The 23789-nt window shown below is 42.7% G+C and carries 30 protein-coding genes; 20 read left to right on the forward strand and 10 right to left on the reverse strand.

Annotated elements, in window-relative coordinates:
- Positions 1-6: 6 nt before the first annotated feature.
- The 5 genes from A374_RS15825 to A374_RS15845 form a co-directional block, all read right to left on the reverse strand.
- Positions 7-492, reverse strand: coding sequence for a zinc ribbon domain-containing protein (locus A374_RS15825; protein WP_007203243.1), 486 nt, complete (start codon positions 490-492; stop codon positions 7-9).
- Positions 493-814: 322 nt separating this feature from the next.
- Complete coding sequence (locus A374_RS15830) at positions 815-1684, reverse strand: hypothetical protein (RefSeq protein ID WP_007203244.1); 870 nt, start codon at positions 1682-1684, stop codon at positions 815-817.
- Between the two features lie 73 nt (positions 1685-1757).
- Positions 1758-2636, reverse strand: a complete 879-nt coding sequence (locus tag A374_RS15835; protein WP_007203245.1) for a hypothetical protein — start codon at positions 2634-2636, stop codon at positions 1758-1760.
- Between the two features lie 218 nt (positions 2637-2854).
- Complete coding sequence (locus A374_RS15840) at positions 2855-3121, reverse strand: hypothetical protein (RefSeq protein ID WP_007203246.1); 267 nt, start codon at positions 3119-3121, stop codon at positions 2855-2857.
- 78 nt (positions 3122-3199) lie between these two features.
- Complete coding sequence (locus A374_RS15845; RefSeq protein WP_007203247.1) at positions 3200-3931, reverse strand: MerR family transcriptional regulator; 732 nt, start codon at positions 3929-3931, stop codon at positions 3200-3202.
- An 86-nt stretch (positions 3932-4017) separates the two neighbouring features.
- Here A374_RS15845 and A374_RS15850 point away from each other — a divergent pair, with 86 nt between their 5' ends.
- The 13 genes from A374_RS15850 to A374_RS15910 all read left to right on the forward strand — a co-directional run bounded on the left by A374_RS15850 (position 4018) and on the right by A374_RS15910 (position 14732).
- Positions 4018-4686: a CPBP family intramembrane glutamic endopeptidase gene (locus A374_RS15850; RefSeq protein WP_007203248.1), complete on the forward strand. Its 669-nt coding sequence runs from the start codon at positions 4018-4020 to the stop codon at positions 4684-4686.
- A gap of 120 nt (positions 4687-4806) precedes the next feature.
- Positions 4807-5520 carry a DUF4261 domain-containing protein gene (locus tag A374_RS15855; protein WP_007203249.1) on the forward strand — a complete coding sequence of 238 codons (714 nt, stop codon included), beginning with the start codon at positions 4807-4809 and terminating at the stop codon, positions 5518-5520.
- A 94-nt stretch (positions 5521-5614) separates the two neighbouring features.
- Positions 5615-6121 carry a hypothetical protein gene (locus A374_RS15860; protein WP_007203250.1) on the forward strand — a complete coding sequence of 169 codons (507 nt, stop codon included), beginning with the start codon at positions 5615-5617 and terminating at the stop codon, positions 6119-6121.
- A gap of 126 nt (positions 6122-6247) precedes the next feature.
- The gene (locus A374_RS15865; RefSeq protein WP_007203251.1) at positions 6248-6685 is read left to right on the forward strand and encodes a VanZ family protein; all 438 of its coding nucleotides are present in this window, start codon (positions 6248-6250) and stop codon (positions 6683-6685) included.
- Positions 6686-6896: 211 nt separating this feature from the next.
- Positions 6897-7763, forward strand: coding sequence for a DUF1672 family protein (locus tag A374_RS15870; RefSeq protein WP_007203252.1), 867 nt, complete (start codon positions 6897-6899; stop codon positions 7761-7763).
- A gap of 139 nt (positions 7764-7902) precedes the next feature.
- Positions 7903-8769: a DUF1672 family protein gene (locus A374_RS15875; RefSeq protein ID WP_007203253.1), complete on the forward strand. Its 867-nt coding sequence runs from the start codon at positions 7903-7905 to the stop codon at positions 8767-8769.
- Between the two features lie 264 nt (positions 8770-9033).
- The gene (locus tag A374_RS19640) at positions 9034-9855 is read left to right on the forward strand and encodes a DUF1672 family protein (RefSeq protein ID WP_007203254.1); all 822 of its coding nucleotides are present in this window, start codon (positions 9034-9036) and stop codon (positions 9853-9855) included.
- Between the two features lie 200 nt (positions 9856-10055).
- On the forward strand, positions 10056-11255 hold the full coding sequence (locus tag A374_RS15885; protein WP_007203255.1) for an aminopeptidase: 1200 nt from the start codon (positions 10056-10058) through the stop codon (positions 11253-11255).
- A gap of 53 nt (positions 11256-11308) precedes the next feature.
- Complete coding sequence (locus A374_RS15890) at positions 11309-11902, forward strand: YdhK family protein (protein WP_007203256.1); 594 nt, start codon at positions 11309-11311, stop codon at positions 11900-11902.
- A 133-nt stretch (positions 11903-12035) separates the two neighbouring features.
- Complete coding sequence (locus tag A374_RS15895; protein WP_040340676.1) at positions 12036-12731, forward strand: response regulator transcription factor; 696 nt, start codon at positions 12036-12038, stop codon at positions 12729-12731.
- On the forward strand, positions 12728-13813 hold the full coding sequence (locus A374_RS15900; protein WP_007203258.1) for a HAMP domain-containing sensor histidine kinase: 1086 nt from the start codon (positions 12728-12730) through the stop codon (positions 13811-13813). The genes A374_RS15895 and A374_RS15900 overlap by 4 nt, the downstream gene beginning before the upstream one ends.
- 14 nt (positions 13814-13827) lie before the next feature.
- Positions 13828-14286 carry a hypothetical protein gene (locus A374_RS15905; RefSeq protein WP_007203259.1) on the forward strand — a complete coding sequence of 153 codons (459 nt, stop codon included), beginning with the start codon at positions 13828-13830 and terminating at the stop codon, positions 14284-14286.
- Positions 14287-14348: 62 nt separating this feature from the next.
- On the forward strand, positions 14349-14732 hold the full coding sequence (locus tag A374_RS15910; RefSeq protein ID WP_007203260.1) for a PH domain-containing protein: 384 nt from the start codon (positions 14349-14351) through the stop codon (positions 14730-14732).
- A 57-nt stretch (positions 14733-14789) separates the two neighbouring features.
- On the opposite strand, the gene A374_RS15915 is transcribed toward A374_RS15910, so the two are convergent.
- Genes A374_RS15915 through A374_RS15930 form a run of 4 tightly spaced genes read right to left on the reverse strand, consistent with a single transcriptional unit; the run spans position 14790 to position 18952 of the window.
- A complete protein-coding gene (locus tag A374_RS15915) occupies positions 14790-15791 on the reverse strand; it encodes a 2-hydroxyacid dehydrogenase (RefSeq protein ID WP_007203261.1) in 1002 nt (333 codons plus the stop codon).
- Entirely contained in the window at positions 15788-16657 is an 870-nt protein-coding gene (locus A374_RS15920) for a class II fructose-bisphosphate aldolase (protein WP_007203262.1), read from the reverse strand. Before A374_RS15920 ends, A374_RS15915 begins: the two co-directional genes overlap by 4 nt.
- A 28-nt stretch (positions 16658-16685) precedes the next feature.
- Positions 16686-17444, reverse strand: coding sequence for an SDR family NAD(P)-dependent oxidoreductase (locus tag A374_RS15925; RefSeq protein WP_007203263.1), 759 nt, complete (start codon positions 17442-17444; stop codon positions 16686-16688).
- A gap of 26 nt (positions 17445-17470) precedes the next feature.
- Entirely contained in the window at positions 17471-18952 is a 1482-nt protein-coding gene (locus A374_RS15930; RefSeq protein WP_007203264.1) for an FGGY-family carbohydrate kinase, read from the reverse strand.
- A 133-nt stretch (positions 18953-19085) separates the two neighbouring features.
- Between A374_RS15930 and A374_RS15935 the strand changes: the two genes are divergently transcribed.
- The 4 genes from A374_RS15935 to A374_RS15950 all read left to right on the forward strand — a co-directional run bounded on the left by A374_RS15935 (position 19086) and on the right by A374_RS15950 (position 20950).
- Entirely contained in the window at positions 19086-19526 is a 441-nt protein-coding gene (locus tag A374_RS15935; RefSeq protein WP_007203265.1) for a VanZ family protein, read from the forward strand.
- A gap of 99 nt (positions 19527-19625) precedes the next feature.
- Entirely contained in the window at positions 19626-20000 is a 375-nt protein-coding gene (locus A374_RS15940) for a DUF3574 domain-containing protein (RefSeq protein WP_007203266.1), read from the forward strand.
- 131 nt (positions 20001-20131) lie between these two features.
- Positions 20132-20494, forward strand: a complete 363-nt coding sequence (locus tag A374_RS15945) for a DUF3574 domain-containing protein (RefSeq protein WP_007203267.1) — start codon at positions 20132-20134, stop codon at positions 20492-20494.
- A gap of 123 nt (positions 20495-20617) precedes the next feature.
- On the forward strand, positions 20618-20950 hold the full coding sequence (locus tag A374_RS15950) for a hypothetical protein (RefSeq protein ID WP_007203268.1): 333 nt from the start codon (positions 20618-20620) through the stop codon (positions 20948-20950).
- A gap of 68 nt (positions 20951-21018) precedes the next feature.
- On the opposite strand, the gene A374_RS15955 is transcribed toward A374_RS15950, so the two are convergent.
- Positions 21019-21291 (reverse strand): HU family DNA-binding protein, encoded by a 273-nt coding sequence (locus tag A374_RS15955; protein ID WP_007203269.1) that lies wholly within the window; start codon positions 21289-21291, stop codon positions 21019-21021.
- 211 nt (positions 21292-21502) lie between these two features.
- Between A374_RS15955 and A374_RS15960 the strand changes: the two genes are divergently transcribed.
- The 3 genes from A374_RS15960 to A374_RS15970 all read left to right on the forward strand — a co-directional run bounded on the left by A374_RS15960 (position 21503) and on the right by A374_RS15970 (position 23756).
- Positions 21503-21919: a MarR family winged helix-turn-helix transcriptional regulator gene (locus tag A374_RS15960; protein WP_007203270.1), complete on the forward strand. Its 417-nt coding sequence runs from the start codon at positions 21503-21505 to the stop codon at positions 21917-21919.
- The gene (locus A374_RS15965; RefSeq protein ID WP_007203271.1) at positions 21904-22233 is read left to right on the forward strand and encodes a hypothetical protein; all 330 of its coding nucleotides are present in this window, start codon (positions 21904-21906) and stop codon (positions 22231-22233) included. Before A374_RS15960 ends, A374_RS15965 begins: the two co-directional genes overlap by 16 nt.
- Positions 22234-22328: 95 nt before the next feature.
- Complete coding sequence (locus tag A374_RS15970) at positions 22329-23756, forward strand: multicopper oxidase family protein (RefSeq protein WP_007203272.1); 1428 nt, start codon at positions 22329-22331, stop codon at positions 23754-23756.
- Positions 23757-23789: the final 33 nt, after the last annotated feature.

Raw genomic sequence — 23789 nt, forward strand, 5'->3', positions numbered from 1 at the left:
CTCCCCTTACCCTACTTTATTTCCACAGCAACCACAATAAGTAGCGTCACTTCGGATCATCATTTCGCATGTTGGACATTGTAATGTATTATGTTGGGTCGGTGCTTCAGGTTTAATAACAGCTTTTCCACAGGAGCCACAAAATTTATCGGAGGCTTGAAGGGAGGCGCCACACTCACATTTGTTTTCAGTGTTTTGATTTTGCGCATGAAGCGCTAGCGCTTGATTCACCTCAAAAATGAGTGTGTCGCTTTGCGTAAGTTGCTCAATCGTTGCTTGCATATGCGGCAGAGCAAGCACACCTTTTCGATAAAGCGTATAGGCTTCTTCACCAAGTGAAACGATGAGCTCCATACGTTTAGAAGCGGCATCGGTACTTTGTTTCCGAAGCTGTCCCATTTCTTGTGCCGTTACAAGCATTTGTTTTCCTTGTTGAACACGATCTTGAAGCTTCGTTAACCCATCTCCAACTTTTGATTGTAAGTCAGACATATCTTATCGCCCCTTTTTCAGTAAATATGTTCCACACTCATTATAGCAACAAGCACAGCAGATATTACATATTTTGTATAAAATGAGCTGATTTTTAGTAGAAAAGTAGGGTTATACTCATGGGATGATGGGGCATGTAGATCAGGAAGTTTTAGAGGTGAGAAGAGAAGGTAGGCGTAACGTTATCGTGAAAAAGTTGGATGTGGAGAGTCCACTCATTATTTGAAATACTGAAGATGAACGCCTTCATTAGAGGGTTTCTAGTAGTGAAAAATAAAAAGAGCAACGCTGTTTGTGAGGTTGCTCTTTTTTTGGAGCGTCATTAACCTACGCGTACTTGTACTTGAAAGACAGCTCTTAATTTACCGTTTTTCAATTTGAATACTTTCGGAATGGTTACCTTATCTTTTAGGGAAGCGGGCAATGTTACTTCGCCTGTAATGATTTGAAAGCCTAATTCTTTTGCATTGTAGTCTTTTTTGTTCCAGACGACAGTTGCAGGTACTTCCTTTTTGTTATCTAAGACAAGATCGACGGTAGTAGGAAGTGCTAATCCTTTAAAGGATGTACCATAATCAACAGACATGTACGTATAGTGAGTGGTGATCGAGGTTAATGTCTGTTTTTTTAAGGATGCTTTTTTGGTAGCTGCCGTAATCAATTCCTTGCGTGGAGTCGTGAATTCATTTAGCTTCGCTGTAAGATCATTTAAGTCAAAATAAATCGTATCTGCACTTGCTAGCATACTTTCGCCTTTTTTAATAAGCGCATTGATTTGTTTCGTTTGCTTGCTAGAGAATTTCTTTTTAGCAATCGCTGCTTTCATTTCTTTTATTTTGGCAGTGAGCGTATGACTAGCATCCATTTCGCTCATAAAATGAAGCGTGCGTGTTTGTAGTTCTGCTAGGACATTGCCGAATGTGCTTTTTTTATTGGATGGGTCTTTCACTAAAATAGCTTTTGCTGATTCGATCACAGATACAAAACGTTTTGTGCGGAATTTTGTGTAGGCATTCGCTGTTTCGTCTTTTTTGTATTGTTTTAAGTAGTTTTCTGAGGCTTTAATTTGGTTGGTCAATTCTTTTCCTTGAGAAGTTACGACTGCTTGTACGTGTGGTGAAGCTGCATGAGCTGTAGGAAGCAGGGTAAGGCTTGTCGTTAGAGCGACAGAGAGTGCGATCGCTTTTTTCATAATATGAATCCTCCTGTAAAACCCCCCTAGATAGGCCAGGGGGGTGATTTGTATGAACGGTGTAAGCAGTCGTTTAGCCGACTTGTACTAAAAAGACAGCACGTAGCTTGCCGTTTTTTGCTTTCATTGCTTTAGGAACGGTTACTTTATCTTTTAGGGAAGCTGGTAACGTTACTTCACCTTCAATTGTTTGAAAACCCACTACCTTTGGATCATACTCTTTTTTGTTCCATACGACCGTTGCAGGTACTTCTTTTTTGTTTTTTAAAACAATCCAGACGGTTTTTGGAAGAGCAAGCTTTGTAAAAGAGGTTCCGTAATCTACAGATTTAAACGTGTAATGTGTGGAAATTGCCGTGATCTCTTGTTTTTTTAGAGCGGGTTTTTTGCTTGAGACGATTTGCGCAACGTTTTTATGAGGATGAGCTACTTCCGTAAGCTGATTTCTCACATCATTTAAGTCTGTGTAAAATGTTGCGTCACTTTTAAGCAATTGCTCTGCTTTTTTTACAAGGGCTTTAAGTTCCGTTGTTGTGCGTTTAGAATAGCTTTTTTTCTTAAGACCTGCATTTATTTCTTTTAGCGTAGCGGTTAATTGTTGGCTAGCAGACATATCGCGCGTGAAACGTAGTGTGCGATTTTCAAGTTCACGAAGCACCGTACCTAATTTACCCTCATGGTTGGCTGGGTCTTTTTTTAATGCAGTTTTTGCTGCTGTAATTGTCGCAACAAAACGCTTTGTGCTTTCTTTTGCAAATACGTTAGCTACTTCCTCTTTGCTGTAGCTTTTTAAGTAGCTATTCGCTGCTTTAAGTTGATTTTCTAGCTTAGTCGCTGCTGAAGATGGTGCCGCTACAGCTGCTTTTGTCGTAGTTGGCGTAGCCGCCTGTGCTGTAGTAAACATAGCTAAACTTGTTGTTAATGCTAAAGATAATGCGATTGTTTTTTTCATTGTGGTCTTCCTCCTATATGTATCTCTTCATTATAGTAGGAAGTACGGGTAATACAAGTGACAACTAGTAAAAAGGGTCTAAAAGACTACGTTTATTCTACAAAAAATGACAAATTTTTTCATATTTGCACCATATTATTAAGTCATAAGATAGGGTAGAAAAGTACTTATCCTATTTAAATAAAAAAATCCGAGCATGTGCTCGGATTGCATGGAACTTAGTATAGCCACGTTTCCACGATAGTAGGATGGTCATTGGCATTGCGAGGAACGTGATGGACATTCGGTGGCAGTGCTTCATGTAGTTCAGCCAATGTTTCTTTAATCATCGTAATATTCGTCGGTTGATCCACATCATAAAGTCGTGCAACATATTTTCCCGGAATATCTTTCGGGCTATTGTAGATGACAATCATCGGAATGTTAAGCTGACTAACATCCACATTTGTAAAAGAGTCCATGAGTAAATTTTCAATGACTTGCATCGGTCACACTCCTTACGATTTATTGCTACTAGTATAGTAAAAAACAAAAGAGGTGGCTATAGTGCACACCTCATAGGACTAATCACACGTTTCAGCATAATACGCTGTACAGCTCTCAACAAAGGCGAGTACTTCTTGAGACAGTGGATAAAGGCCTGTTTCCTCTGACGGCTTTTGCCGCACTTCCCAAAATTTTTCTGCGAGTGCTTGATTATCGCCAAATGTTGCTTGAGCTAGTTCAGTGAGCGCTTGTCCGATGGTGTAGCCTTCCTTTGAGCGAGGAGACTGGTTCTCTTTTAAACAAATGTTGATTCTTTGAAGAAGCACAATGTACTGATTCGTTGTGTCTGTGAGGTTACCGGTGTTAGGGATCGAGGTAGTTAGCTGTTGAAGTTCGTCTTGTTGGAAGAAATGCTGCCATTTTTTTGTTTGTTCAGGAGGTTGCTGGCTTAAGGAAATAACGGTCTCCCACGGTACCTCACCTTCCATTTTAAACATCGCTAGTAGTGAGGACGTTTCTCTAATGCGCTTTTGCGTTGCTTGTAAGTCTTCTTGAAGCGCTTTATGATGAGCAGCTAAAAGTTCAGGGTAGGAAAGCGTGTTTAATAATCGCCTGATGTCTTTAAGAGGCAGAGCAAGTGACTTTAGCAATAAAATTTTTTCTAAGGTAAATAAATCTTCCTGTGAGTAATAGCGCTTTCCATAGTCATTTTTTAAGCTTGGGGTGAGTAAACCAATTTGATCGTAATAACGGAGGGTGCGTACAGAAATGCCTCGGGTTTTTGCGACTTCGCCTGTCGTCCAATGCATGTCTACAGCTCCTTTCTATTTTTAGCTTGCAGGTTACGTTACGTCACTCTATATAGTGAGTATAACAAAAACGAGGAGGCAGAGATATGTGGTCAGTACGCACGTTTCTTTCATTGTTAGCTGTAGAATTTATAGGGATTGTCGTTGGGTTAAAGTTATTGCTTTTGCCGCTCATTCGGAAGTGGCTTCATCATGATTTGTATAGTGGTCTGTTAGTAGGAGCAATCATTGCGATTGTCTTAATGACAGCTGTGTACGTCGTTGCGCTGCGACCCTATGGAAAATCATGGCGTGCTGTTGGTCTTGCACCGTTTCGACGTGACTTCATTGGGCGTATTTTCTTATGGACACTCGTAACGATTGTTGGAAGCATTCTGGCGATGAGCATCACGCAGTGGATCGGGAGTTCTGTTCATAATTGGAAGGGAGATAGTTTACAAGCACATGTTTCTCCTCTCGATATGTCGCTTGCTTTTGTTAGTGCGGTCATCCTTTCCCCACTGTATGAGGAAATTTTTTATCGTGGCTTCATGTATCGTTATTTACGGCAAAAGCAAGGCATAGGGGCAAGTGTGTTCATTAGTGCGAGTATTTTTACGCTCGCTCATACACCGGTTTGGAATGCGATGCCAGCTAATTTTATATGTGGAGTCGTGTTTGCTTATGTGTATGAAAAGAGTGGTTCGGTTTGGCCGAGTATTCTGATCCACGCTATCTTTAATGCGCTTTGTTTACTCCTGACGCTTCTTTCTTAAACAGTTGTTTAAGAAAAGGTCACCCTTAAAAATTTCTAATTTTAGGAAGATTGTCGCAGTTAAATTCTTCTTAAAATAAGGTAAAATGTGGATATACAAAGTGAGAGTAGGGTGACCATCATGAAAAAAGTAGTGATCGCAATTCCGGGAATGTGGGGCAGTCGACGGGAATTTATGAAAAGTTTAGCTAAAAGCAATAGTGGATACATAGCGACAGAACGGGTTATGAGCAATCTCAATGATTCGAATGAAAGTTTTTCAATAGATATGAGAGGAGCAACACCCTCTCTGATTGAGGCGCTGCGAGCTGGAGGAGGCCGTCTTTTTTCAGAACAAACGTTGCAAGCGATGAAGCTTCATCAGAGCATTATTTATGTGATGAGTGAGTGTGCGTCTTATACGGAGGTCGCGCATTTACTGAAAGCGGTGAATGCAGTGCTACGCTCAGGTGGGCTGGCGGTGTATGTGGAGTCAACGGGACGGGCCATGACAAAAGAAGGGTGGAGTCAAGCTGCTCGCAGTAGTAAGGCAGAGGCACTCTTTCTATGTTTCGTCCAAATGCATCGCAGTAAAGGCTATTACTATACGACAGGCATGCATGTATTTGGTTTGCGAGATTTGGCGGTTGAAGAGAAACTCTCCCCTCAAGAAGCGTCCACTCTTTTTCGCTCGTTTGCTTCTTATGTTTTGGAAGAACAACCTGATCTACACGATGGTCATTCTTTTAGCATTCAGCGAGATGCGCCAATCTATAAGCTGAGGGAACAGGCGGCTGTGATCGATGAAGTAGATCATCCGTATGGGTGGTGGACCTTTTATCCCACTGCTAACTGACACGGAATGTTCACATTTTTCAAGAAGGAAAAAGGAAATTATTGTAGAAATCATTGTGTTGTTACATAGAGAGAGTTTGGAGAGGGGTTTCGTTTTGAAAAGAGCGCTCATAGCAGGATGTGCCATCATCCTTTTTATTGCCTTTGCTATTGTTACGGTGTCGAGTAGTGATGCAACGGTGAAGCATCGTAAACATGGCGCAAAAATTTATCAATTGCGAGAAGATTGGAATAAGGTCGGTTATACTCAAGTGAAACGAAAGTCACTTCCTAATGAGTGGGAGATTTCGGTGAATAAAGAGTATTTTTCAACGAAAGAAAATGCTGCGAACACAGCCCATATTAAAGCGTTCAAGCGTATCGTTAAGGATACAGAATCATTTGATAAATTTATTAATATCGCGGGTGCCCTTGGTTTACTAGTCGGCGTCATGGTTCTTCTTTATCATAAAGTATTACTTCGGAAAATTTCTAGCATTCGCTTGTTTTCGGGCGTGATCATTTTATATTTTGCCGCGCTCTTTGTGTATGGCTCCTACGAAGTGAATGACACAGGAACGAAGGCAGAGAAAATCTTTACTCAAGTCATAAAACATAGTTAAACCAGTAAAATCCCGACTGATGCAGCAATCAGTCGGGATTTTTTACGTTTTTTTAAACAATTGTTTAAAGCGGCCGATGATAAAAGAAGTGTTATATTCTTTTATGAAATGGGGCATACCGAGCGTATGAACACAAAAAAATTAATCGTAATTTTATGGATTACAGCATTATCGGTGCCGTTATTTACAACCAATTTAGAAGCATTAGCAAATGGTCAAGGCGTTCATTTTTCTTGGCAAGGCACGCCTGTTTGGCTATCGTTTTTTAACATGAATGATCTGACCGACATTCACCCGTACTTTGTCGTCGTTAAACTCGGTCACTTTTTAGGCTTTGCGATTTTAGATTTATGCTTATTGCTTTCGTTCCGTAATCATCGTACCGCTTTTATTTTTTCCTTTAGCTTTGCTGTTACTTCAGAAATCCTGCAGCTCTTTATGGGCAGAGATGGTCGCCTGTATGATGTGGCGATTGATACGTTTGGCATTGTTGCAATGATCATTTTTGTAAAAGGAATAAGCTTTCTCCGCAATACAGCTAAAGAACAGCATCGAACAACGTAAGGGCAATCTTCTAGAAGGAGATCGCTCTTTTTTTTATGTTTGGTTTTAAAAACCTGTAGGGAGTCATTTTTGTTGCGACGTTCATGTTATGAGTAGGCAGTTAATGTCGTAGAGAGCGATCACAAGAGAAAACAACATGCTACTTTTTTCGGATAACAACTTCCTGTTTTTTTCTGTAAACTAGCGGTAAGGGAAAATATGGAGGTGTGAGATGAAGTATGCATTCCTAATGATGAGCATCGTTCTTGTGCTTGCAGGATGTGGGGGTAAGAGCGAACAAACCGTGTCACCGTACATCCCTGTGCAAGATTACACCGGCCAAGGATATGAGCTTCATAACGGTGAGGAGTATGTTGAGTTTGCGAAGGAACATCGTGCGGAAGTGGAAAAGCTGGTAAAGGCGCATTTTCGTACAAAGTACAAAACCGATGTCATTGTTCATAATGTAGTTGGTGCACAGGATGCGGTGGTAGCGAAAGTAGAGGCTGTGGAAGAACCAAAGTATCATACGTTTGTCATTTTACCCATTGATTCTAATGCACTTACAGGTAAAGTTATGGAAGATCAAGGGGTTGTAGATGGGGCCATTACAACGAGCTTGTATGGGCAAGCGTATCACAAAGAATTTAAGGTGCTTGATGATTTTTGTGAGAAAATCGGTAAAAAGTATCCAGTCATTGGTATGTCACAGAAAGCCATTAATAACACAACCTCACTTGGCATAAATACACCCTTTTATTACGTAAGTACGTTAGATGTCTTTTTTCCAGAGGCGTATAAGTTATACAGAAAAAACGGCAAGGTAACAAATAAGGAATTAGATACTTATATTCGTCATAAAAAGAAAGAGAAAGAGAGTATTAGTATTGCTCTCACCTTTTATATGAAGAAACGTTTTGGAAATCCTGATGCTACAATACTAAAAGAGGTTATTAAGGAATTCAAGCAAACAAAGGGATTTCCACCGGGTAATTACAACATTTTTATTAATAGTAATGAGATACAGAAAGCTACTACATCTGAAAAAAGTACAAAAAGCACAAATGATACTCTGGGAAATGAGATTGTTATTTCTTGATGTATCATGCGAGTGGGGAAGTTAACGAGTTTTGAACCTAACGAGGGCATTCTTCTGAAAAGAGATAGCCCTTTTTTCGTATAACAACTTCCTGTTTTTTTCTGTAAACTAGCGGTAAGGGAAAATATGGAGGTGTGAGATGAAGTATGCGTTCCTAATAATGAGTATCGTTCTTGTGCTTGCCGGCTGTGGAGGTAAGAGCGAACAAACAGAGTCACCGTACATCCCTGTCCAAGATTACACCGGCCAAGGATATGAGCTTCATAACGGTGAGAAGTATGTTGAGTTTGCGAAGGAACACCGTGCGGAAGTTGAAAAGTTGGTAAAGGCGCATTTTCGTAATAAATATAAAAGCGATGTGACCGTACATAATGTGGTTGGTGCGCAAGATGCTGTTGTAGCTCAAGTAGAAGCGATTGGTTCTGTAAACTATCATACGTACGTTATTTTGCCAATTGTTTCTGATCAACTTACTGGAAAGGTAGTGGGAGAGGAGGGAGAATTAGAAGGAGCCATTGTGACGAGTCTGTATGGTCAGGCATATCAAAAGGAATTTCAGGTGCTTGATACCTTTTGTAAAGAAGTTTCTAATAAGTATCCGGTTATTGGAATTTCTCAAGCGGCAATCGATAACACCAAATCGTTTGGGATATACAAGCCATTTTATCGTGTTAGTCTTTTGGATATGTACTATCCTGAAATTTTTAAACTATACAGAACACATTCCAAAGTTACAAGCAAAGAATTGGACCGATACATACGGCATAAAAAAGTAGATAAAAAGTATGTGAGTATCACTCTTGGCTTTTATATGAAACAACGTCATGCGGCTCCAGATGCCAACATGTTAAAGAAAATTTATAAAGAATTTAAGCAAAAGAAAGGGTTTCCGCCCGGCAATTACACCATCTTTTTAAATAGTAACGAGATCCAAAAGGCAACGGCAATAGAAAAAAGCTACGAATCAAGCAATCCACTGTCTGAAGATGTGATGGTTATTCAATAATCTATGAGCAAGCATCTAAGCAGAACGTTACTATATGAATGGTAATACATTAGCAGTAAGAATAGGATTAGTAGATAAATTTTACTACGCATTTACAGTGCGAAAAATATACAGACTAGGAGATCGCTCTTTTGTCTAATACCACCTTAATTTTTTTGCAAACTATTTTAAGGGAAAATATGGAGGATCGGTGTGAATATAACAAAAAGGATAATTTTAGTACCTTTTCTACTATTTAGTTTATTACTAGGAGGGTGTAGAGGTATGAATAATCAAGCAAAAGAGAATGGAGAGTCACGATACATTTCGGTTCAGGATTATACCGGTCAAGGCTACGAGCTCCATAATGGAGAAGAATATGTTGAGTTTGCGAAGGAGCACTGGGCGGAAGTTGAAAAGTTGGTAAAGGCGCATTTTCGCAATAAATATAGAAGCGATGTGATCGTACATAATGTGGTTGGTGCGCAAGATGCGGTGGTGGCGAAAGTGGAAGCGGTGGAAGAGCCCAAATACCATACATCTGTTATAGTGCCAATTGATTCGCAGTCAAATCATGTAACGGGAAAAGTCGTTGAAGATGTTGATTTAGTCAGCAGCTCTATTGTTTCGAGTTATTATGGTGTAGCCTACAAACAGAAGTTTACCGTACTTGATGATTTTTGTAGTAAGATCGTTGCTAAGTATCCAGTCGTTGGAATGTCTCAAACGGCAATCAATAAGACAACGTCGATCGGGTTACACAAACCATACTATTTTGTTAGCGATACAATTAGTACTTTTCCAGAAGTGTATCAACTCTATAAAAAGAATGGTAAATTGACGAACGATGAAGTAGTCAAATTTGTACGTAATAAAAAACATGATGAACTTCCAAGCATTGCTTTAACTTTTTATATGAAAAAACAACATAGTCGTCCGGATGAAAAATTATTAAAAATGGTTATTAAAGAATTTAAACAAACAAAAGGATTTCCTCCAGGAAGTTATGGCATTGTTATTAATAGCAATGATATTCAGAAGGCAACGGCTATAGGAAAAAGCAATAAAAGTAACAATATAGGTGAAGACGATCTTATTATTAAATAATACAGATTTCCAGCAGGGAATTATGCCATCGTTATAAAAAGTAATGAGATACAAACAGCATCAGCCTTTGAGAAAAGTTATGAAGGCACAACCATCCTCTAGAAGATGCAATAATTGTTCAATAATGAAGTGTTGTGAAAAAAGGTATTATGGTTTGCTTCTGTCCACTTTCAATACTACATTCTTACGAGGTGATCTTCATGAATCAATCTCTAGAAAGCTATGCAAATGTCATTTTACACGTCGGTATTTCGCTACAAAAGGGGCAGCTGTTGTTCATTAAAGCATCGGTTGAGACGGTGCCGTTTGTCCGCTTACTTGTAGCGAAGGCGTATGAACGTGGAGCACGTGATGTGATTGTTCGTTGGAATGATGAAACGATTCATCAGCTGTATGTAAGCTATGCTGACCGGGAACGGCTCGCTACGTTTTCACCATATGATGTGCAAGAACGCGAGGCGCTCGCTGGTATGGGATGTGCTTTTTTGTCGCTTGTATCGGATGGGCCGCTGCCGCTTGAGCAGGTGAGCCATGAGCGTCTGATGCTTTTTCATCAGGCGAAGGCCCAAGCTTTGTTTCGGTATAGTCAGTATATTCAACAAGATCAGGTAAGCTGGTGTGTCGCGGCGGCGGCAACACCGGCTTGGGCGGCAGCGGTTTTCCCGCAATTACCGAGTGAGCAGCAGGTACAAGCTCTGTGGGAGGCAATTTTTGCGGCGGTGCGCTTGAACTGTAGTGATCCAGTTCGTGCATGGGGAGAGCATATTGCCACGCTAACAGCGCGATGTGAACACTTGAATCAGCGCAATTTTCGATCGTTGCATTTTAAAGGACCAGGAACCGATCTCACGGTAAAGCTACCAGCGACACACCGCTGGATTGGTGCTGAGAATACGCGCCAAGATGGCCATACATTCGTGTCGAATCTACCGGTAGAAGAGCTGTATACGGCGCCTGAAAAGTTCGGCGTTAACGGTGTGGTTACGAGTACGAAGCCGCTTGTTTATGGCGGAGTAGTCATACCCTCTTTTACATTACACATTCAAGAAGGTCGCGTCATCACTGTAGAAGCAGCGGAAGGTCGCACGATCTTAGAAGAGCTATTACGCATTGATGAAGGTGCTGCTTATTTTGGCGAAGTAGCGCTTGTGGATCAAGCTTCACCGCTTGCGCAGCGCAATCTACTATTCTATCAAACGCTTTTTGATGAAAATGCGTCGTGTCATCTGGCACTTGGTGGGGCGTATCCAACGTGCGTAACACAGGGAAAAGAGGCACTTAATACGAGCAGTGCTCACGTTGATTTTATGATCGGTTCAGATGAGCTGTCGGTTACGGGAACGAGACTAACAGGAGAAGTGGAAACGATTCTTAAACAAGGGCGTTGGGTTTCTTCATAACTTCTACACAACTCTTCTTTATACTAGAAAAAACGTAAAAGGAGAGGGATTATATGAAGGTAAAAGCATCTTTGTTAGTAACAGCTGCTCTAGCGTCTGCTTTAACGTTAAGCGCATGCTCTAATGATTCTAGTAGCTCGAAGAAAGAAGAGCCAAAGCAAGAGGCGAAAAAGCCAGCCATGAATCATGAGAACATGGACGGCATGGAAGGTATGAATCATAAAGAATCAAGCGAACTACCAAAAGGATTAGTAAAAGCGCAGCATCCACAATTTAAAGAGGGCAGCAAAATCACCTTAATGAATGATCATATGGCAGGCATGAAAAATGCAAAAGGAACGGTCAAAGGTGCGTATGATACGTACACATATGAAGTTTCATATGAGCCAACAAATGGCGGGAAACCGGTGAAAAATCATAAATGGGTCGTTCAAGAAGAGCTGAAAGCACCAAAAGCGAAGCCGGTGCAAAAAGGCGGCAAAGTGACGTTAAACGTTGATCACATGGCTGGCATGAAAGGTGCGGTTGCTACAGTCGATAGTGTAAAAAAACAAACGGTATACGTGGTAGATTACACATCGACAACCGATGGCAAAGAAGTAAAAAATCATAAATGGATGACAGGTGACGAGCTTAAAGCTCGCTAATACATCCTTACGGAAAACGAGCGGAATGATCCACATTCGCTCGTTTTTTTAGATTTCCCTTACAAGGCACCTCCCATTGTAGAAGAATGATTGCTTGAATTATAATGCAAGTAAGCAGATTGGAGTGGAAGCGATGAGCCAAACGGTATTAATTGTCGATGATGAATATAAAATTGTAGAGGTAGTAGCCTCTTATTTACAAAATGCGGGCTACCAAACGCTAACAGCAGAGAATGGAGAAAAAGCGTTAGCGATCATGCAATCAAAAAGTATCGATTTTCTCATTTTAGATTTAATGCTGCCAGACATATCGGGTGAAGAGGTGTGCCGGCGTGTGCGGCAAATGCATGGCATTCCCATTCTCATGTTAACAGCCAAAGTGAGTGAAGAAGAGCGCATTGCGGGACTTGCGATTGGTGCGGATGATTATATGGTAAAGCCTTTTAGTCCTCGCGAATTAGTTATGCGTGTGAAAACGATTATGAGACGAGTGAGTGAGTCAGAACTGCTTGCGGATGAATTGATGTTTCATGACGGTGAGCTCGTCATTAATGCGGTGGAAAAAGAAGTGTATATTACGGGAGAGGTCGCTAATCTAACACCGCTAGAATATAAAGTGTTACTCGTGCTTGCTCGTCATCCGAAGCGCACCTTTACGCGTGAAGAGCTAGTAGAAAAAGTATGGGGCTTTGATTATGAGGGCGATGCGCGAACGATTGATCAGCATGTAAAAAATTTACGCCACAAGCTTGAACATAATCCAAAAGAGCCGCGATATATTGTGACGGTATTTGGCGTTGGTTATAAATTTATTGGAAGTGCATCATGAAAACACAAGGCTTACAAGCGCGCCTTACGCTTATATTCGTTGGGGTTGCGACCGTTATTCTTGTGATAGCAGGAAGCATTGCGCTGCTAGAGTTCGTTTATCATTATACGATGTTTCAGCGTGACGTTCCGCATTTTGAAGACGTGAAACATCTCGCCGATCATTTCGAACGGGCGGTCATTGGCTCGGTGTTATGGACATCACTTGGTGTGTTCGTTCTTGTCTGTTTTGTCAGTTATTTCGTAGCCAAAAAATTATCACGACCTCTCGTTAATATGCGAAAAGTAGCGGAGAAAATGGCACAAGGAAAGTGGGAAGAAAAGGTGAGTCCCAACGGACATGCCGAATTAAATGAATTGGGACAATCACTGAATGCGCTGTCATCACAGCTGCAAAAACAAGAAGGCATTCGTAAAGAAATGACCCGCAACATTGCGCATGAATTACGCACGCCGCTTGCGACCATTAAAAGCCATTTAGAAGCGATGGAAGATGGGATTTTCACCCCAACGCCTGAGCGTTTGCATTCCGTTTCAGAGGAAATGGATCGCTTGATTGCGCTCGTTCAAGACTTAGAAGTGCTGTCCGCTTTTGAGGCGCCGACCTTTTCGCTAGAAAAGCACGAAGAAGATTTTGGTGCTATTCTTAATCAGAGCATGACGTCGTTACGGGAAGCTTTTTACCAAAAAAAGATTGAAATTCACGAGCAACGTGACCGTGATCTCCACGTTTATGTAGATAAAAACCGGATGATTCAAGTGCTAATTAACGTGTTAAGCAATGCGTTAAAATACACACCAGAAGGCGGTCAAGTAGCGATCAATGTTACAAAAGAGCAGCATATGCTCTGCGTAACGATTAGTGATACGGGAATCGGAATGACAGAAGAAGACGTTCACCGCGTGTTTGATCGATTTTATCGCAGTGAAAAATCACGAAATCGCTCATTCGGTGGAAGCGGAATTGGGCTTACCATTGCTAAACAGCTTGTGGTGGCGCATGGTGGTACGATCACTGTACAAAGCACGTTGCATGAAGGAACGACGGTGCAGCTTTCATTGCCCCTTCATGAAAAGAGGTGAGCGTCATAGTACGAATGGTAGCAATGTTGCTTATTTTTTGTGCGGCGATCTATGGCTGGAGCGAAAATTTGGCTGCTCATGAGCAAGCTTACTCTCATAATAGTACGCAAATCTTTGAAAAACGGACGCTACTACCGGCAATAATTGTCACAGAAACGTATAGCGTAGCGAGTGCGCCAGCAAACATTGATGTGGCGGCAAGCGGGGAAACACTTTCTGTGAAAGAGGAAGAGCGGCGTGATGTTTCTAAAATGGTGACTGCCATAAAGCAAGGTTCAGCACTCGAATCGGAAGCACTCACAATCCTGATTTTTGTGATCGCCTGTTTGCTCGTAGGTTGTTTGTACATTCGTCGCTTTCGAATGCTATGGCTACTAGCATGTGTTCTTTCACTAACATGGCCAGGCTGGCTAGTGTATGAAGCGCATGAAAAAACAGCGTTTGCTATCCAGCTTTTACATAATATCTCTTAAGTTTTAGAAAATATGTTATAATATCCCTATAACTGCATCCTAGAGAGAAGAGGCGAACAAGAATGAAAGCAAGCTTAGCAGACGAGTTAAAGCCAAACGAAACGGTCATTCGCAAAACGACGGTATATTACAAAATGGAAGCAGGCTTAAGTGGGAATTTTCCTTACATACGTGGGGAGTTAGCACAAACGAATGAGCGCTTGCTGTTTGTAAGTGAACAGCCACCCCTAACGATTGAAGTGCCGCTGAATGGCATTACGCGCATTGCTGAAAATAAAGAATTTTTTGCCATAATTAAAACGTTGCGAACCTTCGTTATTTGGCAAGAGAGACTAGATCGCGAAGTCTTTACCGCACGAGGTGAGGAAGCCCTTCATGAACGACTGATTGCTTTTTTTGAAGAAGTGAAAAAAGCGTGTCCTGCGCTTGAAAGTAAAACGAAATAATAGGTAAGCGAACGATGGAGAGCGTCTCCGTCGTTCGCTTTTTTTATGTGTCGCGTACTAGCATTCTTGCCATCGTGACCGAAGCATCTCAGCTAGTTGCTTCGGACTGTTGATAAAGGCATCAGCCGTGCTGCCAGCGAGGTGCGAAGTGAGCGTTACATTTGGTAGCGCTAGAAAGGGATGCTGTGGCGGCAAGGGCTCGGCGTCAAATACGTCCAGAGCGGCTCCTTGAATCTCGTTTGTTTGTAAACTATGAATGAGCGCTGCTTCATCAATCAGCCCGGAGCGCGCCGTGTTGATCAGTATGCTGCTTGGTTTCATGAGCGCCAGTTCAGATGCGCCGATAAAATGGTGCGTATGTTCACTTAAGCGTAAATGAAGCGTAATAACGTCGCTTTTTGTGAGCAAGGTGTGGCGATCTACCGCTTGAAAAGGCGCGGGAATTTCATCGGTATAGTCATCATAAACGAGGACGGTACTACCGATTGCCTGTAAATAATGAGCCAGTCGCCGGCCGATGTTACCGAAGCCGGCGATGCCAACCGTTAATTCAGCAAGCTCACGAATGCTACTGCGATTGGGAAAGTCTTTTAACCACGTGCCTTGTTTCATGGCAGCGTGTGCCCGCGCAATGTTACGCGTTTCGGTTAAAAGTAAGCCGAGCGTAAATTCGGCAACGGCTTGAGCATTGCGTCCTGGTGTATTAAGCAGTGTAATACCGTGCGTTTGCGCAGCCTGACGATCCACATTTTCCATTCCGCCTCGTAAAATACCAATCATTTTTAAGCGCTGTGCCCGTTGTAAGATAGCGGCAGTAACGGGGGCAAAGTGAACGACGAGCACGTCAAACTGCTCAATATCATGATATACGTCGTCTGGTAATGTCACTGCATCTGGTCCGTGTTGCTCAATGCGTAAATTATCATGCTGCAAGGCTTCAAGAGACGGGTGTTGCCACGTGCGTACGTGAAGTTCGATGCCTTCTTTTGTTAGCGAAGAAAGGCCTGCTAGCATTACATCTTCCTGAATATAGCGATCACAAAGAGCTAGTAGTTTCATTGTGAGGTCTCCTTATAGCGGTGCTGCGCGTGAAGTTGATAGATTTTAGACGTAACGACTGCCTGTAGCGCTTCACGGATCGGAAGCAAGAGCTGTTCTGGCAAGGGATCTTGCCGTGTGAGGGTCGCGGCGGCTTTTTTTAAGCCTTCTGCCATCGCAATGCGACAGTCGGCATAAATGTTCACTTTGCTAATGCCATGCTGAATTGCGCGCTGTAGCTGATCATCGGGTGTTCCGGAGCCACCATGTAAAACGAGCGGTACTGAGCTCACCGCATTAATTTCTTGGAGACGCTCGATATGAAGTGACGGCTCGCTGTGATAGACACCGTGAGCGGTCCCAATGGAAACAGCAAGCGCATCACATGCAGTTGCCTCAATGAACGTTTGGACGCTTCTGGCATCGGTGAGCTGTGAATGCGAGCCATAATGACCGCCAAGCTCGTGACCGCCGACATGACCAAGCTCCGCTTCAACGCTTGCACCATACGCAGCAGCGAGTTTCACCGCTTCACTCGTAAGCGCAATGTTTTCTGGAAGAGACAGTTGAGAGCCGTCGATCATGACCGACGTAAAGCCGTGTGCGAGTGCTTCTTCCACGAGCGTTACGTCCAGTGCATGATCTAAATGAAGCACAACCGGGATGGAATAGCTTTTGGCTGCTTCCCGAATATAGTGTGCAAGATGAACGTAGCCGTTTGGCTCACGTAAATTATGTTCAAGACACATGAGGATCACCGGCGATCCTTCCGCTTCAGCCGTATCTAGAATGGTGCGCACCATCACATCACCAATGACATCAAAAGCAGGGATGGCATAGTGATGCTGACGTGCATGAGGTAAAACATCACGTAGTGTGACAAGCATCTTCTATTCACTTCCTTTTCATTCTGTGTTAGCGCATCAGCATGCCACCCGTCGCGTCTACGGTTGTACCTGTCATATAACCAGCTCGGTTGGAGACGAGAAAGGTAGCGATGTTCGCAATCTCTTCAGGCGTTGCGACGCGTCCGAGCGGAATGCGCTTTTCATAATAATCACGCCGCTCCTTTAACGCTGCTTCGGTCATATCGGTTTCCACAATGCCAAGCGCAAGCGCATTAACGCGAATGCCATGGGGCGCCATTTCTCGTGCCAGTGAAACAGTGAAAGACACGACACCTGCTTTGCTCGCCGCATAGTGGGCATGGCCAGTCGTGCTGCCATGAAAGGCGGCTTGCGACGTCATATTTAAAATAACGCCAGGCTGATTGTGGGCAAGCGCTTGTTGCACGAATGCTTGTGACGTTAAAAAAACACTCGTTAAATTAATCTGCATCGTTTCATTCCAGTCAGCAAGCGAGAGATCCTTCGCCCAGCCCTGTGGCCAGATGCCTGCATTGTTAATTAAAATATCAACGCTTCCGACGGCTTCGTAACACGCATCCATAAAGCGCTGACAGTCTGTAGCATCACCGAGATCACAAGCTAGCGCCAGCGCTTGACCGCCACTGGACACAATGGTACGCACGACGTCGAGCGCGGCTTCTTTACGAACGTGATAATGAACGATCACGGTGACACCCTCTGCGCCAAGAGCAAGAGCAATGGCGCGCCCTACTCCTCGGGAAGCACCTGTCACAATCGCTGTTTTGTTCTGTAGTGCTAAATCCATCACGCTTCACTTCCTTTTACTCCTGCTTACCACACATGTTCAAGCGCATGTAAAACTGAGTGGAAACGAGTATATTTTGCTTCATAAATCGTTTGATGCTGTTCATTTGGAAAATAGACGTTTCCTGTATGAACCATATGCTGTGCGGCTTCGTGAAGCGACGCGTATTGTTTCGTTGCTACAGCTGCGCACATCGCAGCGCCTAACGCACCTTGCTCTCGACTTTCCACTGTTTGAATGGGATAGCCAAGAATGTCAGCAAAGAGCTGCGTCCAAACAGTAGAACGGGCGGCACCGCCTGCTAAGCGGATCAACGCTGGTGACTTGCGGTGACGCAACAGCTTTTCAAGGTGAATTTTATGACCGAAGACGACCCCCTCATACAGCGCTCGGAGCATATGGGCCTTCGTATGCCAGCTATTGATGCCAAAAAAACAGCCTTTCGCTTCAGGATGAACGTTGGAGCCGTATACATAAGGAAAAAAGAGAATATCACTCTCTTCGGGAGCAATGGTCATGACGAGCTCGTTACACAACGCATAGAGCGTTTCTTTGTGCTCGTTTGGAAAGTATTCTTTCAAGTACCATTCAAGATTACTTGTTGAGGTGGGACTGCCTTCAAGTGTTAGCCAATAGTTTGGTAGGCAATAGCGAGATGTCATAAAAAGGGAAGGATCAATGACTGGTGTTTTCGTAATATATTCATTAATACTCCACGTTCCTGCTACGATACAAAGCTTTTCTTCATCCGTCAGTCCAGAGGCAATCGCAGACGCATTGACATCAAATAAGCCTCCTGCCACTGGCGTTCCTGCTCGTAATCCAGTGACTTGTGCAACTTCTTCTGTAATGTGACCCGCAACCTCATCACATGAGATCACGGGCGGTAACTTGTTAACAAGTGTTTGTAAGCCGTAATGGGAGAGAAGGGTGTGATCATAACAATTGTCTCGACTATTAAAGAGGGAGGAGCCGGATAAATCAGTGCGCTCAGCGGCGGCTTGCCCCGTTAACTTAAAGCGAATGTAATCTTTGCATAGGAAAATCCACCGGGTTTTGTGTAGGGATTCTGGTTCATTTTGCTGCAACCAAGCAAGCAAAGCAGGCGGCTGTCCGGCCCACAACGATTGCATCGTCATTGGAAATACTGCTTTTTTTGTATCACCATCCTCCCACATTTGAACTAGTTCTTTTGCTCGATGGTCACTCGAAAGGATGGCTGGACGAACTGGCTGACCAGCCGCATCGACTAAATAAAGTCCGTTTCCATGCCCTGTTACAGCGACGCCGGTAATGTCCTTGGGAGCTACATTAGCAAGGGTGAGCGCCTCTTTTATAACAGTGAGTGTCGTTTGCCAAAGGTCATTCATATCGCGCTCAGTATGACCGGGTAGGACCATCTGCACAGCACTCGGTGCACTCGCCACCGCAAGCTCTTCTCCTTGTAGCGTGAACACACTTGCTTTCGTTACAGTAGAACCATTGTCAATTCCCAATAGTTTTGTCATAATGGGAAATCTCCTTTCCAATTCAGGAAGTCAGACGTGTGACAGGAGTCATAATCTTCAAAATAATGGCAGTATCTCAAGTTTAATCAAAAATAGTCAGAATTGTCAATTAGTATAAAGGGGGATGACGCGTATGAACACAAACCAAGAAACTGTACCACGTAAATACGGCAAGCCCCTCATCGTTGTGATTTGGGTCATGATTTTAGGTCTGCAAACATTTATGTATGATTTAGAAGCCTTTTTCGCGTATCACACCATTGATTTTACGTGGGATTGGACGCCGGATTATCGTACTTTTTTTCATATGAAAGACGTGATGAGCATTCATGACCAAGTATTAGTTGTGAAGATGGGGCATTTCTTCGGTTTTGGCATGCTCGATCTTTTATTATATTTATGGCTGCAAAAGCATAAACACTCTCTCCTTTTTTCACTTAGTTTCGCCATTTTTACCGAAGTGCTACAACTGTACTTCGGTCGCGACGGGCGCTTGTATGATGTCTTAATTGATTCAGCGGGAATTGCACTGCTTTATGTATTCGTGAAGGTTGTTGAAAAAAACAAGAAATAGGCTTTCATTTCTAAAAAAACCTCCAAATTAAAGACCAATGTTCTGTGTGGTGCATAAGATACAGAGCTAATTCTAATCAATACAATTTTGGAGGTAACGATGGGACAATTTAAAGGTGGAAGTGGTAGTGGAAGCGGCGGAGGATTTAACTTTTCAAGAGGAACGTCCTATTTAATTACAGTAGGCATTAATGATGGTGATACGAACTGTCAGCCAATTCCTACCGCTCAAGCGCTTGCTTATATTGAAAGAGTGTGTAGTGTCACATTTCCGAATGGGTATACGGTCATAGAAAGTGTTACCGGCTATACCGATCAACGCACAGGTAAACCGTACGTGCAAACATCCTTTGTTATTAATGTCTTGAATACGACGGAAGCAGAAGTGTTAGAATGTGTAAGTTTATATAGTCAGCGGTTTAATCAACGAATTTTGGTTGAGCGATTTAATGTAGAATACACGTATTATAAGTAAGGGGGAGCTCTTCGTCTGTATACAAGACGGAGGGCTTTTTTTGGTAACGTAGGTAAACGAACAAGCTGTTCATTGTAAAAAACATAAAATAATGCAGTACGTTGAAATGAATGATTTTGGAGGTTGCTATTTTGGGGCAATTTAAAACGGGCGTCACTCAAGGTTTTAATTTTACAACAGGAACGAACTATCGAATAACCGTTGGCATAAACGATGGTGATACGAACTGTCAACCGATACCGACTGCGCAAGCCCTCGCTTATATTGAAAGAGTGTGCAGTGTTACCTTTCCAAATGGCTACACGGTACTTGAGAGCGTAACCGGTTATACAGATCGACGAACAGGACGACCGTATGTGCAGACGTCCTTCGTTATTATTGTATTAAATACGACAGAAGCGGAAGTGCTAGAATGTGTCAGCTTGTATAGCCAACGCTTTAATCAAAGAATATTAGTAGAACGAACGCGTGTGGATTACACCTATTATAAATAATTGTACCCCCCTTGTCGCTGAGTGGACAAGGGGGGTTCTTTTGTTGGTGACAAAGGCTTGTCATATTCTATAAAATGCTACATAAAATTTAGTAGTTCAAAAAAACATGTGTAGGAGGGAAAAATGGATAACTTTACGCGAGGTGTCGCTTACAATTTACGGGTTGGACTTAATGATAAGGATTTAAATGCACAAATTATTTCAAATGCAGAAGCATTAAGCATTATTCAAAAGGTATGCTCACGGTACTTTAAAAACGGTTTTACGATTTTACCAGGAACAGGGGATGCTAGTCCGACCCCTTCGATTGAAAATTCCTTTTATATTAACGCAGTAGAAGCCACTGAAAAGTCAGTCTTAACGGTCGCGAGCATTTTAAACAAACGTTTTAATCAGAGTAGTATTTTAATTGATCGAATGCCTACGGAATTTTGGTTCTTTACAGGCCGCGTGTAAGACGCAAAAAAAACCCGAGAGTGCAAATCACCATGCTGGTGGGGCACTTCGGGTTTTTTTATGCTTGCTTATTTCGTTGCTTCTTTCAATTCTTTACCTGCTTTGAATGCTGGTACTTTAGAAGCTGCGATTTCGATTTCTTCACCAGTTTGTGGGTTACGACCCTTGCGAGCAGCGCGCTCACGAACTTCAAATGTTCCGAAGCCGATTAGTTGAACTTTCTCACCGTTTTTAAGTGCATCTGTAATGCTGTCCATAACAGCGTCTACAGCTTGAGAAGCGTCCTTTTTGCTAAGTTCTGTTGCGTCAGCTACTTTTGCGATTAAATCTGTTTTATTCATTGTTCATTCCCCCTAGGTAATTGAAATTTGATTATAACGTAAAGCCGCTACAAACACAAGAACGCCTGTTCGAATGTGTGTTCGTAATTAATTGGTCTCATCATAACCGTTCTCGTTACGGTTTATACCCTCTTTCCGAAAAAATATGCATGACGTCATTTATATCGTATGATACGATACAATTGGAAGTTACGATATTGGAGGGTGTTGTATGGATGTAAAAGAATTAAATCGCTATTGGACAGATATCTATTACTATCTTCACGTTGCTCATAAGGAAAAGCTTACACATCACATGGTGCGCATTATGCAAATGATTGAAAAAGAAGCGGAGGTAAGCGTGCGATCTGTTGCTGAACGCCTTGCGATCTCTCATAATACGGCCTCAGAGCATGTGAAACGTTTGTTAGAAAAAGCATACATAACGAAACGGCGCAGTGAACGTGATGAGCGCATCGTCTTTTTACAGTTAACCTCGCTTGGAGAAGATGTGCTGTATCGTCATACAAGTCTCGACGAAGAGCGATTGCAACACGTGATCAACAGCTATTCGGAAGAAGAAAGGACGATGATTCAACACGCGTTGAAACGGTTAAGTGAAGGAGCAAAGGCATGTTCATCGTACTAAAAATACTTGTTTCAGCATTCGTGATTGCCTTTGTGACCGAGCTAGCTAGTAAAAATCAGACGCTTGGCGGTTTGCTTGCCGCCCTACCGCTCGTTAGTATCTTAAGTTTGCTGTGGCTAGCAAAAGAGGGAATGTCAACGAACGGGCTGCGGGAGTTTTTACGAAACGTAATGTATGGATTACCTGTTACCTTCGTAATCTTGCTCGCCATTTGGTTAGCGCTTCGTTACGTTTCGGTTAGTATGGCGCTTGTCATTGGCGTGCTTTGTGGCAGTTGCTATGTTATTGTGCACCGACTTTTTAATGTTGCATGATGAGTATGCACGGCTCATTACCATAAAGTGGCGTCGCCTTCTACATTAAATCTACATGAGTGCTATGTACGATGGTAGAAAAGGAGGGGCAGCATATGAAAAAACAATGGAGTTTTTTGTTGCTACTTATAGGCGTGGTGGTGCTTATTACCGCTTGTTCTCAAAAAGAGGCACCGCGTTCTGTAAAGGTGAAGAAGGAGTCTTTTCAAGGATTAAAGGTGAATCGCTTTACGCTCGTCGCGCAAGAGAAAATGTGGCAACTATCCAAAAACAAGCAAGTAAGAGCTTGGACATATGGGGGAACGGTTCCAGGAACAGCGATTTCAGTAAAACAAGGCGAGGTTGTCTCCGTTAAGCTTGTAAATCAATTAAAGCAGCCGATTTCCATTCATTGGCATGGCGTGCCTCTTCCAAATACGGAAGACGGGATCCCTGGTCAGACGCAGGATGCGGTCGCGCCAAACGAGACGTATACGTATCAATTTATTGCAAAAGATGCCGGTACGTACTGGTACCACAGCCATCAAGACAGTGTAAATCAAGTCGATAAAGGATTGTATGGTACGTTTGTTGTAACGCCTAAAAAAGAGGAAAAGCCTAAGATGGATGTGACCTACGTACTCGACGAGTGGCAGTCAGGTAAGCAATCGATGACATCTATGAGTGGAATGACGCATGATATGTCATCGTATAATCTTTTTACGGTGAATGGAAAGACAGCGGAGCTTCGATCACCACTAAGGCTTAAAAAAGGTGATGAGGTACGCATGCGTTTTATTAATGCAGGCTATATGGTGCATACGCTGCATGTTCCGACGAATTTTAAAGTAGTGGCGCTAGATGGACAAACGGTAAAAAATCCTCGAACCTATTACAACCAAACCTTTGCTATTGCACCAGGTGAACGGTATGATCTCTTGTTTATTTTTACGGGTAAAGGATTTACAATCGATAGCCATGATGCATCACAAGCCGCTAAACAGATGAACATCGCAGTTAAAGGAGAAAATAAGAGCGTAAATCACCCGGCTCCTGCGGGTCATGTGACGCTGTCTTCTGTAAGCGCAAGCGAGACAGCTTCACAGAACATACGTTATGATCGCAACATAACGATGAAGCTTGGAACAGCGATGAAAAAGGAGCAAATGGTGTATACAATCAATGGGAAAACAGCGCCTAGTATTCCACCGATCAACGTTACAAAAGGTGAGAAAGTGAAAGTCACCTTTTCCAATGAAACAGGCAGTATGGCCGCTACGCACCCGATGCATTTACACGGTCACTTTTTTCAAGTGCTAACGAGAAATGGGAAAAAGGTTCAGGGTAATCTTATGAAAGATACACTTAATGTTCAGCCAGGCGAAACGTACGAGGTGGTCTTTGCGGCGAATAATCCAGGCAATTGGATGTTTCACTGTCATGACCTACATCATGCATCTGCGGGCATGATGACGAAAATAACCTATAATCATTTTCAACCATTTTATAAAGACAGTGGCAAAGTAAAAAATAGTAGCGAATAACATCAAAAGAAAGTCTGCTTCGGTTGTTTGAAG

It is taken from the genome of Fictibacillus macauensis ZFHKF-1 (genome assembly GCF_000269865.1).
GTDB classification, from domain to species: domain Bacteria; phylum Bacillota; class Bacilli; order Bacillales; family Fictibacillaceae; genus Fictibacillus_C; species Fictibacillus_C macauensis.

Bases quoted from the DNA above. Each gene is read 5' to 3' on its own strand.
- A374_RS15825 (WP_007203243.1), bottom strand. From the start codon at position 492: ATGTCTGACTTACAATCAAAAGTTGGAGATGGGTTAACGAAGCTTCAA.
- A374_RS15830 (WP_007203244.1), bottom strand. From the start codon at position 1,684: ATGAAAAAAGCGATCGCACTCTCTGTCGCTCTAACGACAAGCCTTACC.
- A374_RS15835 (WP_007203245.1), bottom strand. From the start codon at position 2,636: ATGAAAAAAACAATCGCATTATCTTTAGCATTAACAACAAGTTTAGCT.
- A374_RS15840 (WP_007203246.1), bottom strand. From the start codon at position 3,121: ATGCAAGTCATTGAAAATTTACTCATGGACTCTTTTACAAATGTGGAT.
- A374_RS15845 (WP_007203247.1), bottom strand. From the start codon at position 3,931: ATGCATTGGACGACAGGCGAAGTCGCAAAAACCCGAGGCATTTCTGTA.
- A374_RS15850 (WP_007203248.1), top strand. From the start codon at position 4,018: ATGTGGTCAGTACGCACGTTTCTTTCATTGTTAGCTGTAGAATTTATA.
- A374_RS15855 (WP_007203249.1), top strand. From the start codon at position 4,807: ATGAAAAAAGTAGTGATCGCAATTCCGGGAATGTGGGGCAGTCGACGG.
- A374_RS15865 (WP_007203251.1), top strand. From the start codon at position 6,248: ATGAACACAAAAAAATTAATCGTAATTTTATGGATTACAGCATTATCG.
- A374_RS15870 (WP_007203252.1), top strand. From the start codon at position 6,897: ATGAAGTATGCATTCCTAATGATGAGCATCGTTCTTGTGCTTGCAGGA.
- A374_RS15875 (WP_007203253.1), top strand. From the start codon at position 7,903: ATGAAGTATGCGTTCCTAATAATGAGTATCGTTCTTGTGCTTGCCGGC.
- A374_RS19640 (WP_007203254.1), top strand. From the start codon at position 9,034: ATGAATAATCAAGCAAAAGAGAATGGAGAGTCACGATACATTTCGGTT.
- A374_RS15885 (WP_007203255.1), top strand. From the start codon at position 10,056: ATGAATCAATCTCTAGAAAGCTATGCAAATGTCATTTTACACGTCGGT.
- A374_RS15890 (WP_007203256.1), top strand. From the start codon at position 11,309: ATGAAGGTAAAAGCATCTTTGTTAGTAACAGCTGCTCTAGCGTCTGCT.
- A374_RS15895 (WP_040340676.1), top strand. From the start codon at position 12,036: ATGAGCCAAACGGTATTAATTGTCGATGATGAATATAAAATTGTAGAG.
- A374_RS15900 (WP_007203258.1), top strand. From the start codon at position 12,728: ATGAAAACACAAGGCTTACAAGCGCGCCTTACGCTTATATTCGTTGGG.
- A374_RS15905 (WP_007203259.1), top strand. From the start codon at position 13,828: ATGGTAGCAATGTTGCTTATTTTTTGTGCGGCGATCTATGGCTGGAGC.
- A374_RS15910 (WP_007203260.1), top strand. From the start codon at position 14,349: ATGAAAGCAAGCTTAGCAGACGAGTTAAAGCCAAACGAAACGGTCATT.
- A374_RS15915 (WP_007203261.1), bottom strand. From the start codon at position 15,791: ATGAAACTACTAGCTCTTTGTGATCGCTATATTCAGGAAGATGTAATG.
- A374_RS15920 (WP_007203262.1), bottom strand. From the start codon at position 16,657: ATGCTTGTCACACTACGTGATGTTTTACCTCATGCACGTCAGCATCAC.
- A374_RS15925 (WP_007203263.1), bottom strand. From the start codon at position 17,444: ATGGATTTAGCACTACAGAACAAAACAGCGATTGTGACAGGTGCTTCC.
- A374_RS15930 (WP_007203264.1), bottom strand. From the start codon at position 18,952: ATGACAAAACTATTGGGAATTGACAATGGTTCTACTGTAACGAAAGCA.
- A374_RS15935 (WP_007203265.1), top strand. From the start codon at position 19,086: ATGAACACAAACCAAGAAACTGTACCACGTAAATACGGCAAGCCCCTC.
- A374_RS15940 (WP_007203266.1), top strand. From the start codon at position 19,626: ATGGGACAATTTAAAGGTGGAAGTGGTAGTGGAAGCGGCGGAGGATTT.
- A374_RS15950 (WP_007203268.1), top strand. From the start codon at position 20,618: ATGGATAACTTTACGCGAGGTGTCGCTTACAATTTACGGGTTGGACTT.
- A374_RS15955 (WP_007203269.1), bottom strand. From the start codon at position 21,291: ATGAATAAAACAGATTTAATCGCAAAAGTAGCTGACGCAACAGAACTT.
- A374_RS15960 (WP_007203270.1), top strand. From the start codon at position 21,503: ATGGATGTAAAAGAATTAAATCGCTATTGGACAGATATCTATTACTAT.
- A374_RS15965 (WP_007203271.1), top strand. From the start codon at position 21,904: ATGTTCATCGTACTAAAAATACTTGTTTCAGCATTCGTGATTGCCTTT.
- A374_RS15970 (WP_007203272.1), top strand. From the start codon at position 22,329: ATGAAAAAACAATGGAGTTTTTTGTTGCTACTTATAGGCGTGGTGGTG.